14 protein-coding genes are annotated in these 16,633 nt (G+C 63.7%); 11 read left to right on the top strand and 3 right to left on the bottom strand.

What is annotated here, in order from left to right; all coding sequences use genetic code 11:
* Nucleotides 1-159 precede the first annotated feature (159 nt).
* A complete protein-coding gene (locus ACTAQJ_RS08295; protein WP_498701670.1) occupies nucleotides 160-1,125 on the bottom strand; it encodes a quinone oxidoreductase family protein in 966 nt (321 codons plus the stop codon).
* Between the two features lie 85 nt (nucleotides 1,126-1,210).
* Nucleotides 1,211-2,299: a fatty acid desaturase family protein gene (locus ACTAQJ_RS08290; RefSeq protein ID WP_498701669.1), complete on the bottom strand. Its 1,089-nt coding sequence runs from the start codon at nucleotides 2,297-2,299 to the stop codon at nucleotides 1,211-1,213.
* 178 nt (nucleotides 2,300-2,477) lie between these two features.
* Between ACTAQJ_RS08290 and argC the strand changes: the two genes are divergently transcribed.
* The 9 genes from argC to ACTAQJ_RS08245 all read left to right on the top strand — a co-directional run bounded on the left by argC (nucleotide 2,478) and on the right by ACTAQJ_RS08245 (nucleotide 11,985).
* Nucleotides 2,478-3,509, top strand: coding sequence for an N-acetyl-gamma-glutamyl-phosphate reductase (gene argC, locus ACTAQJ_RS08285; RefSeq protein WP_498701668.1), 1,032 nt, complete (start codon nucleotides 2,478-2,480; stop codon nucleotides 3,507-3,509).
* Complete coding sequence (gene argJ, locus ACTAQJ_RS08280) at nucleotides 3,506-4,672, top strand: bifunctional glutamate N-acetyltransferase/amino-acid acetyltransferase ArgJ (RefSeq protein ID WP_431119554.1); 1,167 nt, start codon at nucleotides 3,506-3,508, stop codon at nucleotides 4,670-4,672. The genes argC and argJ overlap by 4 nt, the downstream gene beginning before the upstream one ends.
* A gap of 10 nt (nucleotides 4,673-4,682) precedes the next feature.
* Nucleotides 4,683-5,627, top strand: a complete 945-nt coding sequence (gene argB / locus ACTAQJ_RS08275) for an acetylglutamate kinase (RefSeq protein ID WP_431119555.1) — start codon at nucleotides 4,683-4,685, stop codon at nucleotides 5,625-5,627.
* Entirely contained in the window at nucleotides 5,624-6,898 is a 1,275-nt protein-coding gene (locus tag ACTAQJ_RS08270; RefSeq protein WP_498701667.1) for an acetylornithine transaminase, read from the top strand. Before argB ends, ACTAQJ_RS08270 begins: the two co-directional genes overlap by 4 nt.
* Nucleotides 6,895-7,902, top strand: a complete 1,008-nt coding sequence (gene argF / locus ACTAQJ_RS08265; protein ID WP_477519066.1) for an ornithine carbamoyltransferase — start codon at nucleotides 6,895-6,897, stop codon at nucleotides 7,900-7,902. Before ACTAQJ_RS08270 ends, argF begins: the two co-directional genes overlap by 4 nt.
* Nucleotides 7,902-8,438, top strand: a complete 537-nt coding sequence (locus ACTAQJ_RS08260) for an arginine repressor (RefSeq protein ID WP_216925220.1) — start codon at nucleotides 7,902-7,904, stop codon at nucleotides 8,436-8,438. Before argF ends, ACTAQJ_RS08260 begins: the two co-directional genes overlap by 1 nt.
* Before the next feature lie 88 nt (nucleotides 8,439-8,526).
* Entirely contained in the window at nucleotides 8,527-9,732 is a 1,206-nt protein-coding gene (locus tag ACTAQJ_RS08255) for an argininosuccinate synthase (RefSeq protein ID WP_091466547.1), read from the top strand.
* On the top strand, nucleotides 9,732-11,147 hold the full coding sequence (gene argH / locus ACTAQJ_RS08250) for an argininosuccinate lyase (RefSeq protein WP_431119561.1): 1,416 nt from the start codon (nucleotides 9,732-9,734) through the stop codon (nucleotides 11,145-11,147). Before ACTAQJ_RS08255 ends, argH begins: the two co-directional genes overlap by 1 nt.
* A 100-nt stretch (nucleotides 11,148-11,247) precedes the next feature.
* On the top strand, nucleotides 11,248-11,985 hold the full coding sequence (locus tag ACTAQJ_RS08245; protein WP_498701666.1) for a maleylpyruvate isomerase family mycothiol-dependent enzyme: 738 nt from the start codon (nucleotides 11,248-11,250) through the stop codon (nucleotides 11,983-11,985).
* Nucleotides 11,986-11,997: 12 nt separating this feature from the next.
* Here the strand turns inward: ACTAQJ_RS08245 and ACTAQJ_RS08240 are convergent, their stop codons facing one another.
* Nucleotides 11,998-13,527, bottom strand: coding sequence for a DNA-3-methyladenine glycosylase 2 family protein (locus ACTAQJ_RS08240; RefSeq protein ID WP_498701665.1), 1,530 nt, complete (start codon nucleotides 13,525-13,527; stop codon nucleotides 11,998-12,000).
* Between the two features lie 94 nt (nucleotides 13,528-13,621).
* Here ACTAQJ_RS08240 and ACTAQJ_RS08235 point away from each other — a divergent pair, with 94 nt between their 5' ends.
* Nucleotides 13,622-14,269 carry a DNA-3-methyladenine glycosylase gene (locus ACTAQJ_RS08235; RefSeq protein WP_498702164.1) on the top strand — a complete coding sequence of 216 codons (648 nt, stop codon included), beginning with the start codon at nucleotides 13,622-13,624 and terminating at the stop codon, nucleotides 14,267-14,269.
* Between the two features lie 99 nt (nucleotides 14,270-14,368).
* On the top strand, nucleotides 14,369-16,597 hold the full coding sequence (locus tag ACTAQJ_RS08230; protein WP_498701664.1) for a HelD family protein: 2,229 nt from the start codon (nucleotides 14,369-14,371) through the stop codon (nucleotides 16,595-16,597).
* Nucleotides 16,598-16,633: the final 36 nt, after the last annotated feature.

Raw genomic sequence — 16,633 nt, 5'->3', positions numbered from 1 at the left:
GCCACGGCAGATTGTTCTGTGCTCACGTAGTCAGCTTTGCCCAGAAAGGTGAACAAAAGGTGTCGGACGCTTCCTGCCTGTCACCGTTTGTTGCACCGATGTTCGCTTTGCCGTCACAGCCGGCCGGCCCACTAGAGGTTCTTCCGTTAATCGGGGCGATCAGGGAAGCAGGAGGACCTTCCCCGTGGTGAGGCGCCCTTCAAGGTCTCGGTGCGCCTGCGCCGCTTCGGCCAAAGGGTAGGTAGCGCCGACGCGAACCGCCAGCGTACCGTTCGCTGCGGCCTCGAAGATCTCAGCTGAACGCCAACGCCGTTCATGGGTGTTCTGGACGAAATGGCCCATCGTGGGTCGGGTCAATGACAGGGAGCCGCCGGAGTTCAGGCGTTGGGGATCGAACGGGGGGACGGGCCCTGAAGCGGCGCCGAAGAGCACCATGGCACCCCTGATGCGCAGGCTTCGCAGGGAGTCGTCAAACGTATCCTTGCCGACGCCGTCGTACACCACGTTGACGCCCTCGCCGTCGGTGAGTTCGCGGACCTTGTCCGCGAAGCCTTCATAGCGCAGGACTTCGTCGGCGCCGGCGAGCTTGGAGAGGTCGGCCTTTTCGTCGGAAGAAACCGTGGTGATGACCCTTGCGCCACGTGCCTTCAACAGTTGGGTCAGGAGCAGTCCCACACCACCGGCTCCCGCGTGCAGCAGCACCGTGTGCCCGGGTTCCACACGGAAGGAGGAGTTCATCAGGTAGTGGGCGGTGATTCCCTGCAGCGGCAGGGCAGCGGCAGTGTGATCATCGACGCCGGCCGGCACGGGGAGTGCCTTTGAAGCGTCCACAAGTGCGTAGTCAGCGTAGGTCCTGGAGCCTTCGGCGGTGGCAATCCTGTCACCTACCGAGAAGTCCTCGACGCCCTCACCGATTGCTTCGATCGTTCCGGCGGCTTCCGCGCCGGGGGTGAAGGGGTAGGCAACCTTGTAGGTGCCGCTGCGCTGGTAGGTCTCAATGAAATTGACCCCGGCAGCTGCGACTTTGATCAGCAGCTGCCCGGGACCTGGTACGGGTGGCTCCACGGAGGCGTATTCGAGGACTTCAGGTCCTCCGGGCTCCTTGGCAACAATGGCGTGCGTCATGGTGGCTCCTTACTCCGGGACGGTCCTTCCGGTGCCCGGTTCCAGAACCCATCCTATGAAGGATGCCGCCTTTGGTTGTGGAGGCCTAGAAGCGTCCGTGCGTCGAAGCCACGGGGCAGTCGAAGCCACGTCCAGCTGCCAGGCCTACCTCGTTGAGGTAGCTGACCACTATCCCGTAGGACTGAATCAGCGTGGTTTCCGTGTAGGGGATGGAGTGCTTCGTGCAGAACTCCCGGACGATTCCTGCTGCCTTGTGAAGGTGGGGCCGGGCCATGTCAGGGAACAAGTGGTGTTCCACCTGGCGGTTCAGTCCGCCCAGCAGGAAGTCCATGAAGCGTCCGCCCGAGATGTTGCGGGAGGTAAGGATCTGGCGGTTGAGGAAGTCGACGCGGCTGTCCTTGGGAAGGACCGGCATGCCCTTGTGGTTGGGGGCAAACGAAGCACCCATGTAGAAGCCGTAGACCATGATCTGGACGCCGAGGAATGCAAAGGCCATACCGATGGGCAGGAAGGTGAAGGCGAGGACGGGAAGTGCGGTAAGACGTGCCACGAGGATAGGCGTCTCCACCCAGCGGTGGCGTACCTTCTGCTTGCCGAAGATAAAGCGAAGAGAGTCGAATTGCAGGCTCAGGCCTAGGAGTGTCAGGAGCGGGAAGAAGAACCAGCCCTGCTTCTTGGTCAGGAAGGCCAGGCGTCCCTTGCGTTCCGCGGCTGCATCTTCGTAGAAGACCAACGCGTTGTTCCGGATGTCGGGGTCCTTGGAAATGACGTTGGGATGGTTGTGGTGGGCACCGTGCTTTTGCTCCCACCAGGAGTAGCTGATGCCTGCGATTCCTGTTGCCAGGAGGCGGGCTGACCAATCGTTGGCACGACGGGAAGCGAAGATCTGCTTGTGTCCGGCCTCGTGGGCCAGGAAGCTCAACTGTGTACAGAAGATACCCACGGCGGCAGCGATCAGGAGCTGGAACCAGGAATCACCCAAGAGGGCGAAGCCTGTCCAGGTGGCGGCCATGAGGATCATGAGGGCTACGAAGAGCCAGATGTAGAACCCGCTGCACCGTTCAAGAAGGCCGGCAGCTTTCACGCTCTTAAGGAGCTCCGAATAGCTTTGGACAACGGGGTTTGGCTGAATTGCGCGTGTTTTGGGGCGCTCAGCGGTGGACGTGGGTGCCATATATGTGCCCCGTATCGCTAACGGGCAACGCTGCAGCCGACGTTCGGACTGCACGGTCTGGATCACCCTCCACTAAGCATACGCCGTCGGCACTAACCTATGTGACGCCGTGCACTTACCAGAAGACGGCATGCATAAATATCGGCAACCATGAATAGTTTTGCTGTACAGTGGAGCTATGACTATTTCTGTTGCCGTCTCCGGTGCCAGCGGCTACGCCGGGGGAGAAGTGCTGCGGCTGCTTGCAGGCCATCCGAACGTCACTATCGGTGCCATCACTGCGCACAGCAACGCAGGTTCCAGACTAGGCGAGTTGCAGCCTCATCTCCACGGTTTGGCCAGCCGGATTCTCGAAGACACCACTGTGGAGAACCTGTCCGGGCATGATGTCGTGTTCCTGGCACTCCCGCACGGCGCTTCGGCAGAGATCGCTGCACAATTGCCGGAAGGCACAGTGGTCATCGACGCGGGTGCCGACCACCGTCTGCAGGATGCGGCTGCATGGGAAAAGTTTTATGGCTCGGCCCATGCCGGCACCTGGCCGTACGGGCTCCCTGAGCTGCCGGGCCAACGCGACGCCCTCAAGGGTGCCAAGCGCATCGCCGTTCCCGGTTGCTACCCGACGTCGGCCCTGCTCGCCTTGACGCCCGGGTTCGCCAACAATCTCCTTCTGACGGACGACGTCGTGATTGTCTCGGCCTCTGGAACCTCCGGTGCCGGCAAGGCCGCAAAGGTGAACCTGATCGGCTCCGAAGTCATGGGTTCCATGAGTCCCTACGGTGTTGGCGGCGGCCACAGGCACACGCCGGAAATCGAGCAGGGACTGTCCAATGCCGCAGGGGAGCCGGTGACAGTGTCCTTCACTCCCACACTGGCCCCGATGAGCCGTGGCATCCTCACCACGGCCACAGCAAAAGTTGGCCACGGCGTTACCTACGCGGAGCTGCGCCAAGCCTGGGTGGACTCCTACGACGACGAACCGTTCGTGCACCTCCTGCCTGAAGGCCAATGGCCGACGACCAAGTCGGTGCAGGGTTCCAACCATGCCGTCATGCAGGTGGCCTTTGATCAGCACGCTGGCCGTGTGATCGTGACGTGCGCCATCGACAACCTCACCAAGGGAACTGCCGGCGGAGCCGTGCAGTCCATGAACATTGCCCTCGGCCTGGACGAAACCGCCGGCCTGAACCTGCAGGGAGTTGCACCGTGACCATTACCGCACCCAAGGGATTCCGGGCATCCGGCATCAAAGCCGGCATCAAGGCATCCGGCAACCCGGACCTGGCCCTCGTGGTCAACGACGGTCCGCAAAAGTCCGCTGCTGCCGTCTTCACCTCAAACCGCGTAGCCGCTGCCCCGGTTCACTGGTCACGCCAGGTGGTCAGCGATGGGCGTGTGGACGCCGTGATCCTGAACTCCGGGGGAGCCAACGCCTGCACTGGTCCGCAGGGATTCCAGAACACGCACGCCACAGCCGAGAAAGTGGCGGAAGTGCTGGGAGTCTCAGCTTCCGACGTCGTGGTTTGCTCCACTGGCCTGATCGGCGAGCAACTGCCCATGGACAAGATCCTCCCGGGCGTTGAAGCCGCATTCGGTGAGCTGTCCGCAGACGGCGGTTCGGCTGCTGCAACAGCCATCATGACGACGGACAGCGTGTCCAAGGAAGCCGTCTTCACAGGGACTGATGCTGAGGGCAAGCAATTCACCGTTGGTGGCATCGCCAAGGGTGCCGGCATGCTGGCCCCTGGCCTGGCAACGATGCTGGTTGTCCTCACTACCGACGCCGAGGTACCTGCGATCGAGCTCGACGTCGTCCTCCGCGACGCCACGCGTGTCACCTTTGACCGTGCCGACTCTGACGGCTGTATGTCCACCAACGACACCGTGGTGCTGCTGGCATCAGGTGCCTCGGAAGCTTTGCCCTCAGCGGAGCAGCTGAGCGAGGCCATCACGAAGGTCTGTGCCGAGTTGGCCCGTAAGCTCATCGGCGACGCCGAAGGTGCAAGCCACGACATCGCCATCCGTACCTTCAATGCAGCAAGCGAACGCGACGCCGAGATCGTCAGCCGCGCCGTAGCACGCTCCAACCTTTTCAAAGCCGCCATCTTCGGCAAGGACCCCAACTGGGGACGGGTGCTCTCCGCCGTGGGCACCACCGATGCTGTGTTCGAGCCGGACCAACTCAACGTGTCCATGAACGGTGTGCAGATCTGCCGCAACGGTAGCATCGGCGAGGACCGTAACCTTGTTGACCTGGAACCGCGTGAGGTGCTCGTCGACATCGACCTTCAGGCCGGCGACGCCGAGGCAACCATCTGGACCAACGACCTCACGCACGACTACGTGCATGAGAACAGCGCATACTCGAGCTGAGCGGATGACTATGACTGCGCACACCCGCGAGACCACGTCCATGAGCGACGCCCAGGACAAAGCGGGCACGCTGATCGAGGCACTGCCGTGGATCCAGCGTTTCGCCGGCACCACCATGGTGATCAAGTACGGCGGCAACGCCATGGTCAACGATGACCTTCGGCGTGCCTTCGCCGAGGACATCGTGTTCCTCCACCACGTGGGCATCCACCCTGTGGTGGTTCACGGCGGCGGCCCCCAGATCAACTCCATGCTGGGCAGGCTTGGCATCGAGTCCGAGTTCAAGGGTGGACTCCGCGTCACCACTCCGGAAGCCATGGACGTGGTGCGCATGGTCCTCACCGGTCAGGTGGGACGCGAACTGGTGGGCTTGATCAATTCCCATGGTCCGTACGCTGTTGGCATGTCCGGCGAGGATGGCGGCCTGTTGCGCGCAGTCCGCACCGGCACCGTGGTGGACGGCGAGGAAGTTGACCTCGGCTTGGTGGGCGAAGTCGTAGGCGTGGACCCCGCCGGGATCAAGGACATCCTCGACGCCGGCCGCATCCCGGTGATCTCGACGGTCGCCCCCGAAATTCTCGACGACGGCAACGGTTCCGGTCCCACTACCGGCCAGGTCCTGAACGTCAATGCGGACACGGCGGCCGCAGCTGTCGCATCTGCATTGGGCGCCACGAAGCTCGTCATCCTAACGGACGTCGAGGGCCTCTACGCGAACTGGCCGGACAAATCGTCGCTGATCTCTTCGCTGACGGCATCCGAACTCCGCGAGATGCTGCCCAGGCTCGAGTCGGGCATGATCCCCAAGATGGCCGCGTGCCTGAAGGCGATCGACGAAGGCGTGGAACGCGCGCACATCGTGGATGGCCGCCTCCCGCATTCGATGCTTCTTGAAACTTTCACCACCGCCGGCATCGGCACGCAGGTAGTACCCGACGAGGAAGTAGACGCATGAGTACCGAACTGAGCCATTCCGCTATCGCTGCGGAGGCTGCCGCAACCACGCTCGTTTCCCAGAGCTCAGGCGCTGACTGGCTGGCCCGTTACTCGTCGTCCCTCATGGGTGTCTTCGGCACGCCGCAGCGGGTCCTCGTTCGGGGTTCGGGTTGCCTCGTGTGGGACGCCGACGGCAAGGAATACCTGGACCTCCTGGGCGGTATTGCCGTGAACGCCCTGGGCCACGCCCACCCGTTCGTCACCTCGGTCATTTCCAGTCAGCTCGCCACGCTGGGACACGTGTCCAACTTCTTTACGAGCCCCACGCAGATTGCCCTGGCTGAAAAGCTCCTGGCCATCACTAACGCTCCCGCCGGTTCCAAGGTTTTCTTTGCCAACTCCGGCACGGAAGCCAACGAGGCAGCGTTCAAGCTGGCCCGCCGGAACAGCGACGCCAAACGCACCAAGATCATCGCCCTTGAAGGCGCTTTCCATGGGCGCACCATGGGTGCCCTCGCACTCACGGCCAAAGAGGCTTACCGGGCACCGTTCGAGCCCCTGCCCGGCGGCGTGGTCCACATCCCGTTCGGTGACATCGAAGCCCTGCGCTCCGCCGTCGACGAATCCACAGCAGCCGTCTTCCTGGAACCAATCCAAGGCGAAGCGGGTGTCCGGCCGCTGAGCGCCGAATACCTGCAGGCAGCCCGCGAGGCCACCACTGCGGCTGGTGCCTTGTTGATTTTGGACGAGGTCCAGACCGGCATCGGCCGGACCGGCAAGTGGCTCGCCAGCGAAGATGCAGGCATCGTGCCAGACGCCATCACGCTTGCCAAGGGACTTGGTGGCGGGTTCCCGGTTGGCGCGCTGATTACTTTCGGAAGCACGACGTCGGCCCTGCTCACCGCCGGACAACACGGAACCACTTTCGGTGGAAACCCCGTGGCCACGGCGGCCGCTCTTGCCACGCTGCACGCGATCGAGAGCCAGGGTGTCCTCCAGAATGTCCTGAGCGTCGGGGCACACCTACGCGAGGGCCTTGCCGGAGTGGACGCCGTGACCGAGGTCCGCGGTGAGGGCTTGTTGATCGGGTTTGACGTGGACGCACCCGTTGCGGCCGCCATGGTCACCGCCGCACTGGACGCTGGATTCATCATCAACAGCCCGGGGCCCAAGACGATCCGGTTGGCACCGCCGCTGATCCTCACGATCGAACAGGCAGACCGTTTCCTGGCGGCCCTGCCTGAGCTGATTGCCACGGCTACCGCCCAAACTGCTAAGGACGCACAGTGACTACATCCACCACCACCCGTCACTTCCTCAAGGACACAGACCTGAGCCCGGCTGAGCAAGCCGAGGTTCTTGAGCTCGCTGCCCGCATGAAAGCGGCGCCGTACAGCGTCCAACCCTTCGCGGCCGATGGCAATGGCCGCAAGACCGTGGCTGTCATTTTCGACAAAACCTCCACCCGTACCCGTGTTTCCTTCGCAACCGGCATTGCGGACATGGGCGGCAACGCCCTCATCATCAATCCCGGTGAAGCGCAGATCGGCCACAAGGAATCCGTGGAGGACACCGCCAAGGTCCTGGAGCGCATGGTGTCCACCATCGTGTGGCGTACAGGGGCCCACTCCGGCCTTGTGGCCATGGCGGAAAACTCCAAGGTCCCCGTCATCAACGCCTTGTGCGACGATTACCACCCCTGCCAGCTCCTCGCGGATCTTCTGGCGGTCAAGGAGCACAAAGGTGAACTGAAGGGCCTGAGCATGGCCTACCTCGGTGATGCGGCCAACAACATGGCCAATTCATACCTTCTGGCTGGCGTTACAGCTGGCATGCACGTCCGCATTTCCGGTCCCGAAGGCTACCTGCCGGCAGCCGACATCGTCGCGGCTGCAGAAGAGCGTGCTGCTGAGACCGGTGGTTCTGTGCTCATCACGAGCGATGCCGCCGAGGCCCTCAAGGGCGCCGACGTCGTCGCTACAGATACCTGGGTGTCAATGGGACAGGAGGCGGAGAAGGAAGCCCGGATGCAGTTGTTCCGCGACTACTCCGTCGATGAGGCAGCCATGGCACAGGCCGCACCCGACGCCGTCGTTCTTCACTGCCTTCCGGCCTACCGTGGCTATGAAATTTCCGCTGGCGTTATCGACGGCCCGCAGTCCATCGTCTGGGACGAGGCGGAGAACCGCCTCCACGCCCAGAAGGCGCTGATGGCCTGGCTGATGCACCGTTCCGGACTTGCGTTCGTGGACGGGCTTTCTCCCGTTGAAGGCACTGGGGAGAGCACGTTCTAGTGTCCACGAATCCGTCGGTTCCGGGCGCAAGCCCGGCCACCAAGACTGCCCGCCAGGCGCGTATCACCGCGATCCTGACGGGTGAGTCCGTGCGTTCCCAGGCAGAGCTTGCAGCCCTGCTGGCGGACGACGGCGTTCAGGTCACCCAAGCCACGCTGTCCCGGGATCTCGTGGAACTTGGGGCGGTGAGGGTCCGGGGCAAGGAAGGCGCCCTGGTCTATGCCGTTCCGGGGGAGGGCGGGGACCGCAATGCCAAGAGCGGCGTCACGCAGGAGATCCTGGACGCACGGCTTTCCCGGCTATGCGGTGAACTGCTGGTAACTGCCGAGGCCTCGGGCAACATTGTGGTCCTGCGGACACCTCCGGGTGCCGCGAACTTCCTGGCACTGGCCATCGACCACTCGGTGATGCCGTCGGTATTAGGTACGATCGCAGGCGACGACACTCTGCTGTTGGTTGCCAGGGATCCCGACGGCGGGGCGGAACTCGCGGCTCGCTTCCTCCAGCTGGCCGAGGAAGCCGGACCCGGAAACTAACCTCCGTGGACGCGGCCCATGAATTTACAGCATTGATTCACACAGCATTGATTTCAAATGAACCAAGCAACAACAAAGGAGCACTCTCGTGACTGAGCGCATTGTTCTGGCCTACTCCGGTGGCCTTGATACGTCCGTAGCCATTGGCTGGATCGGTGAAGCCACCGGCGCCGAGGTCATCGCCGTGGCCGTCGACGTCGGACAGGGCGGCGAGTCCCTGGAGACCATCCGCCAGCGCGCATTGGGTTGCGGCGCCGTCGAGGCTTACGTGGCCGACGCCCGCGACGAATTCGCCAACGAGTACGCCATGCCCACGCTGAAGGCCAACGCCCTCTACCAGGGCCACTACCCGCTGGTGTCCGCTATCTCGCGTCCGGTTATCGTGAAGCACCTCGTGAAGGCTGCCCGCGAATTCGGCGCCACCACCGTTGCCCACGGTTGCACCGGCAAGGGCAACGACCAGGTCCGCTTCGAAGTTGGCATCCAGACCTTGGGCCCGGACCTGAAGTGCATCGCACCGGTCCGCGACCTCGCCTTGACCCGCGACAAGGCCATCGCCTTCGCCGAGGAAAAGGGTCTGCCGATCGAGACCACCAAGAAGAACCCGTACTCGATCGACCAGAACGTCTGGGGACGCGCCGTCGAGACCGGTTACCTCGAGGACATCTGGAACGCTCCTACCAAGGACATCTACGACTACACCGCCACTCCGGAATTCCCGCCGGCGCCGGATGAGGTCACCATTTCCTTCCAGGCCGGTGTGCCGGTAGCGATCGATGGCGTGAAGGTCACCCCGCTGCAGGCCATCCAGGAACTGAACCGCCGTGCAGGCGCACAGGGCGTTGGCCGCATCGACGTCGTCGAGGACCGCCTGGTGGGCATCAAGTCCCGCGAAATCTATGAAGCCCCGGGTGCCATGGCGCTGATCACCGCGCACAAGCACCTCGAGGACATCACCATCGAGCGCGAGCAAGCCCGCTTCAAGGCAACTGTTGGCCAGCGCTGGGCTGAGCTGGTCTATGACGGACAGTGGTTCTCCCCGCTGAAGCGCTCCCTGGACGCCTTCATCGAGGACACGCAGCAGTACGTTTCCGGTGACATCCGCATGGTCCTCCACGGAGGCCAGGCAATCGTCAACGGTCGTCGCTCCGAGACCTCGCTGTACGACTTCGACCTCGCCACCTACGACACAGGCGACACCTTCGACCAGTCCATGGCACGCGGCTTCATCGAGCTGTGGGGCATGTCCTCCAAGGTTGCCTCCGGCCGCGACCTGCGCGTCGCAGGCGAGTAATGACGTCCGCAACTAACGAAGGTGCACTGTGGGGCGGCCGGTTCGCCGGCGGCCCCGCGGATGCGCTGGCAGCATTGAGCAAGTCCACGCATTTTGACTGGCGGCTGGCCCGCTATGACATTGCCGGCTCCAAGGCGCACGCCCGCGTGCTGGCCAAGGCCGGTCTGCTGGACGACGCCGAACTTGAAGGCATGCTCGCAGCCCTCACCCAGCTGGACGAGGACGTCGCGAGCGGCGCTTACCTGCCGGCCGAGAGTGACGAGGACGTTCACGGTTCGCTGGAACGTGGCCTGATCGAGCGTGCCGGAACACAGTTGGGCGGCAAGCTTCGTGCCGGCCGTTCCCGCAACGATCAAGTCGCAACGCTCGGCCGCATGTTCCTGCGCGATCACGCAAGGATCATTGCCAGTGGGGTCCTTGCCACGATCGATGCCCTGGTTGACCAGGCCCAGGCACACCAAGGTGTGGCCATGCCTGGCCGGACGCACCTGCAGCACGCCCAGCCGGTATTGCTGAGCCACCACCTCCTTGCCCACGCGTGGGCATTGCTGCGCGATGTCCAGCGGCTCCAGGACTGGGACAAGCGTGCTGGCGTTTCGCCGTACGGTTCGGGTGCCTTGGCAGGTTCGTCGTTGGGACTGGACCCCGAGGCCGTTGCAGCTGATCTTGGCTTCTTCTCGGCTGTCCACAACTCGATCGATGGCACCGCCTCCCGCGATGTCTTCGCCGAGTTCGCCTGGGTCTGCTCCATGATTGGCGTTGATCTGTCCCGGATCTCCGAGGAAGTCATCTTCTGGGCAACCAAGGAATTCTCCTTCGTGACGCTGCACGACTCGTACTCCACTGGGTCCTCGATCATGCCGCAGAAGAAGAACCCGGACGTTGCCGAGCTCGCGCGCGGCAAGGCAGGACGCCTCATTGGCAACCTGACCGGACTGCTGGCAACGCTCAAGGGCCTGCCGCTCGCGTACAACCGCGATCTGCAGGAGGACAAGGAACCGGTCTTCGACGCCGCCGACACCCTGGAGCTGTTGCTTCCGGCCGTGTCCGGCATGATCGCGACCCTCAAGTTCAACACCGAGCGCATGGAGTCCCTGGCTCCCCAGGGCTTTGCGCTGGCTACGGACATTGCAGAATGGCTCGTCCGCCAGGGCGTTCCCTTCCGTGAAGCACACGAGCTGTCCGGTGCTGCCGTCAAGCAGGCCGAAGGCCGTGGCGTGGAGCTGTGGGACCTGACGGATGAGGAATACGCAGCAATCTCGGAGCACCTCACTCCGGAGGTTCGCAGCGTGCTCAGCACTGAAGGTTCGCTCAACAGCCGCAACTCGCAGGGCGGAACTGCACCGGCCGCCGTCGAACGCCAATTGGTGGCGCTCAAGGCAGAACTCGACGCAGCGCGCAGCTACGCCGGCTGAACCGTTTCGCCAGTGAACTACGACGGGACGGCACCCCGCAGGCAGGCTTCCAGGCCTATCTGCCACGGGGTGCCGTCCCGCTGTGCGTTAACATGGCGCTATGACCGCAATCACAGCTGAGACGCTGCCCGCCGAGCTTCACAAAGCCGCTGACGTCGTCACCCGCATCCTTGCCAAACTCGATGACGCTTCGATCCCGGAACCGTCCGAGCTCCCGGACTGGACCCGCGGCCATGTTCTGGCCCACCTCGCCGGAATTGCGAATGCCATGGCCAGGCAACTGGAGTTCGCCCGGCGTGGCGAAACCATCGAACTGTACGACGGTGGAGTTCAAGGCCGCACGAAAGCGATCGAACTTGCCGCCGGGCACAGCCTTCAGGAACACAAGCAGTCCGTGGAAACCGCCTTGACGCGGGCGCTCTCAGCGTTCGACGCCTTGGGACCCGACGACTGGGCTGCACGTATCAGTTACCGGAACGGAACAGTCCTCGACGGCGGCCTGGCGCTGTGGCGAGAACTCGTCATCCACGCTTCGGACGTGGGTTTGGGCTACGGCCCGGAAACCTGGAGCCGCCCCTTCTGCGAGCACCTGTTCACTTTCCTCGAAGCACGCGTTCCGGAGACGTACAAATTTGTCTTGCAGCCCACGGGCCTGCCGCAGCAAGTTATTGGCCACGGGGGCACATCGATTGCCATTACGGGCATGCTCACGGACATTGCTGCATGGCTCGCCGGCCGCGAACCGAACCTGGGAAGTCTGCGAGCTACCGCGGCTGCCGACGGCGTCGACTTGCCGGACCTGCTCCCATGGCCCGCCGCACTTCCCGCAGCTCGCTAGGCCGATCTTCTCTCACGTCCTGACGCTTTTGGGCCGATCTTCTCTCACATCCTGACGCTTTTGGGGCGATGCGTCGTTGGGCTTTGCTGCCGCGCGCCACAAGTGCATGGTGGCGTAGGACCGCCAGGGGCTCACTTCCCGGAAGTCAGAGCTGAGGCCCGGGCCAGGCGGGAGGACTTTCAATCCGTTTCGAACTGCCGCGTCATTGCCCAGGAAAACGTCCGGCGCTCCGAGCACCCGCATGGCGACGTACCCTACGGTCCACGGCCCAACTCCTGGCAACGGCAGCAGCTTGCGCTCCAGCGCGGCAACATCGTCGCCGTAGCCAAACTCAAGGGCCCCTGTGGCCATAGCTTCGGCCGCAGCAATGACGGACTCGATGCGACGCCGGGGTCCCCGCAGCAGCTCGCGTCCGTGTCCGGCGATTTCAGTCGGCGTCGGAAACAGCCGCTCCAGCCCGGGGGTGGGGGTCTCGGCGAGGGAGCCAACAGCGGACAACTGTGTCAGTGCTGTTCGAGCAGCAGCAACTGTGATCTGCTGACCAATCATTGCCCTGACAAGCAATTCCTGGGGGTCCACTGCTCCCGGCACGCGAATTCCGGGAATCGCCGTGATGCTCCCCGTGAGCCGCGGGTCTGTTCCCAGTGCTTCGTCGATTGCCTGCGGGTCCGCGTCCAGGTCGAACAACCTCCGGACGCGGCTCAACAACGCAGGAAGATCGTGCAGGTCCACAGCCGTGGCCGTCAATTGCAAGGATTTGCCCGACGTCGAGGGGCTGTAAACCACGGAGAAAGAGGCGGTGCTTCGGGGGAGGCGGAGGGTGCGGCCATAGCTCCTGGTTCCGTCGGCTTCGGTACGTGCCACTTCAATTCCGGGCACCGCACGGACGGCCAGGAAGTCGAAGATGCCTGGATCAAATGGTTCCCGGTAAGGCAGGTTAAGCGTCAGGGCAGTCGGCGCGGCAGCACCCCGGCGAACGCCGGACTTTGAGCCTGTGGCACGCAACGCCGTCGGGGTCATCGCAAAAACCTCGCCGATGGTGTCGTTGAATTGCCGCACGCTATTGAACCCTGAGGCGAAGGCGACATCGGCGAGGAGCATGTCCGTTGAGACCAACAGCGCCCTGGCCGTCTGCGCCCTGCTGGCCCGTGCCAGTGAGAGGGGGCCGGCGCCGAGTTCGTGGCTAAGGATCCGGTTGAGCTGGCGGGCGGAGTACCCCAGGCGGTGCGCCAGGCCGTCGACGCCCTCGCGGGTGATAACGCCGTCGTTGATCAAACGCATTGCACGGCCGGCAACGTCAGATCGGATGTTCCACGCCGGTGTTCCGGGGACGGCCTCGGGGAGGCATCGCTTGCAAGCGCGGTACCCGGCTTCGTGGGCAGCGGCCGAGGTCTCGTAGAACGTGACGTTCTCGGCCTTCGGCGTCCGGGCGGGGCAGGACGGCCGGCAGTAGATGCCTGTGGAGCTGACGGCCGTGAAGAATTGTCCGTCGAAGCGTGTGTCGCGGGCGTCAATTGCCCTGTAGCGCTGCCAGAAGTCCATTCCCTCATCCTGTCAGGAGTCCATGCCCGCTGCTAGCGGTAATCGGACATGGCCGTTCCACGATTTTTGCTAGGGTCTGGGCATGAGCTCGTCCATGGAGAAAGGAGTCAGCGATCCCGAAAAAGTGCGCAAGTTCCTCGAGGGCGACCCCCGTGCCATCGCTCCACTGATCCTCGGCGCCGTGCTCACCCACCACTCCGAAGCCGGCCCGGTCGCGGTGAGGCTCACCGAAGTGGAGGCGTACATGGGCCCACGCGATTCCGAACACCCCGATCCCGGATCGCACACTTTCGGCGGTCCCACGGCGCGTAACGCACCCATGTTCGGACCGCCAGGATTCCTGTACGTTTACTTCACCTATGGCATGCACTACTGCGCCAACATCGTCTGCGGTCCCCAGGGTTCGCCGTCTGCGCTGCTCTTGCGGGCCGGCGAGATTGTAGAAGGGGAGGGGCTTGCCACTGTCCGCAGGCCTGCCTCCAAAACGCACAAGGACTTGGCCAGTGGACCTGCACGCCTGGCATCGGCGCTGGGACTTACGACGGCGGACACGGGCCGTGACGCGCTCGCCTCACCGTTCAGCTTCTGGCTGCCTAAGACGCCGGCAGCGGCCGTGGCCAGCGGACCTCGGGTAGGGGTGGCTGGCCCTGGTGGAAGTACGGACTATCCCTGGCGATTCTGGATCGAAGATGATCCAACGGTGTCACGGTACAAAGCGGCGCGGCCCCGCAACCGGGCGTGAACTTTGGCCGCTGGTCCGCCATATGACCTGGACCCCACGCGTTTACCAAAATCGCTGTAGAATGGACGGTCTGTCTTTTGCGATAGGGGTTACGGTTCGATGCACGACGCTGATTTGGTCCACGAGCAGGAATACGTTGCTGGGCTATATGCCCGGCTCGATGAGCTGCGCGAAGAAAAGCGCGCCCAGCTGGCCCAGGTGCGCAAGGCCGGTGCAGTGGGAACCATGCAAAACGTGTCCGAACGTGACGCGTTCGCCGCGCTGTATGAGGACCGCCTTGCCCAGCTCGACGCCGTCGATGACCGTTTGGTTTTCGGCCGCCTGGATCTGGACTCGGGTGAGGCCCAGTACATTGGCCGCATCGGGTTGTCCACGGCCGATCTGCAGCGGCTCATGGTTGACTGGCGCGCGCCCGAAGCCGGCCACTTCTACCAGGCCACCGCGTTCGACCGCCAAGGTGTGCGCCGCCGTCGACACCTGATCCTGCAAGGCCGCGACGTGAAGGCGATCGAGGACGATGTCCTGGATGCCGGGATGCTCGCGGACAACGATTCCCTGCAGGGCGAGGGCGCGCTCCTTGCGGCCCTGAATTCCAAGCGCACGGGCCGCATGTCGGACATCGTGGGAACCATCCAGTCGGAGCAGGACAGGATCATCCGTTCCTCAATCTCGGGCGCGCTCGTCGTGCAAGGTGGTCCGGGGACGGGTAAGACCGCAGTGGCACTCCACCGTGCCGCCTACCTTCTGTACACGCACCGTGATCGACTTAAGAGTGCCGGCGTGCTGCTGGTGGGACCGTCGTCGTCCTTTATGCACTACATCGAGCGTGTGCTGCCGTCGCTGGGCGAGACCGGCGTCGTCATGGCCAGTCTTGGCCGGCTTATGCCCGGAATCCACGCTGTTCCCGAGGAAGATCCCGACGTCGCTGCCCTCAAAGGCAAGCTCGACATGGCCACGGTGGTGGCCAACGCTGTAGCGAACCGGCAGCGCACGCCTGCGGAAGACCGCATTCTCGAAGTGGATTCCCGCAAGCTGACGCTGACTGTCCGCCAGGTACGCCGGGCACGGGAAAAGGCCCGGGCCACCGGCAAACCCCACAACGAAGCCCGGCTGACGTTCGTCAAGATCCTCCTCCGTGAGCTCACGGAGCAACTGACGGACCTCGTCGAGGAATCGAACATCGGCAATAACGCCGATCGCGCCTACCTCGCCGAAGACGTCCGGTCTGCCCGGGACGTCCGTATCGCGTTGAACCTGTGCTGGATGCCAATGACACCGGAGAAGCTGATCTCCGAGCTCTTCAGCAAGCCCGCCATCCTGGAAGCCTGCACGCCGCACCTCACACCGGAACAGCGATCCCTCCTGCAGAGGCCCGTCGATGCTCCCTGGACCGAGGCGGACGTGCCGCTCCTGGACGAAGCTGCCGAGCTGCTCGGTGAGCTGGACCCTGCCGCGGGCAGGGGACTGGCCCAGCAGGAAGCCGACCGCGCCCGCGATCTCGCCAACGCCAAGCAGACCCTGGCCAACATGGAAGCCATGGGCGTGGATGTCCTGGTGAGCGCCGAAGAACTGGCAGACCAGAACCAGGAACGCGAGAACCGGCTCACCGCAGCCGAGCGCGCCACGAGTGACCGTTCCTGGGCTTTCGGCCACATCGTGGTTGATGAGGCACAGGAGCTTTCGGCCATGCAGTGGCGGCTCCTCGTGCGTCGCTGCCCGTTGAAGTCCTTCACGATCGTGGGGGATATCGCCCAAACGAGTGCCGCGGCCGGCGCCAATTCGTGGCAAAGCGCGCTGGCGCCGTCGTTCGGTGACCGCTGGCAACTCGAAGAGCTCACCGTCAACTACCGCACGCCGTCCCAGATCGCGGAAGCCGCTGTCCGGATGGCCAACCGCGCAGGCCTTGTGGTCTCAGCTCCGAAGGCCGTGCGCGAAGGCAAATGGTCGCCCATTGTGGACCGCGTCGATGCGGACGGAATTGTCTCCCGCTTGGTCGAGGTCCTGCCTGAGGAAGTGGAAGCAATCGACGGCGGCCTGCTGGCTGTGATCGCCGATGGCCCCCTGCTGCCGCAGGCGGCTGCGGCGCTGCGTGAAATCTACGGTCGGCGCATCGGCTCCGGGGCCGGAAGCTACGAACAGGACATCGTGGTCATCAGCCCCAAGGAAGCGAAGGGCCTCGAATTTGATGGCGTCATCGTCCTGGAACCAGCCGCCATGCTCAATCACGAGCACGGCAAGGTGGGCGACCTCTACGTCGCCATGACCCGACCCACGCAACGGCTCAGGCTCATCGCTGCGGCACCGCTGCCTGCCGGCATTGAACGCTAGGAAAAGCAGGCTCAACAATCCTGCTAACTTAGAACT

The organism is Arthrobacter sp. alpha11c, from assembly GCF_054149985.1.
Note: the sequence above shows the minus strand (reverse complement) of the source record. Positions and strands in the feature narration are given on the sequence as shown.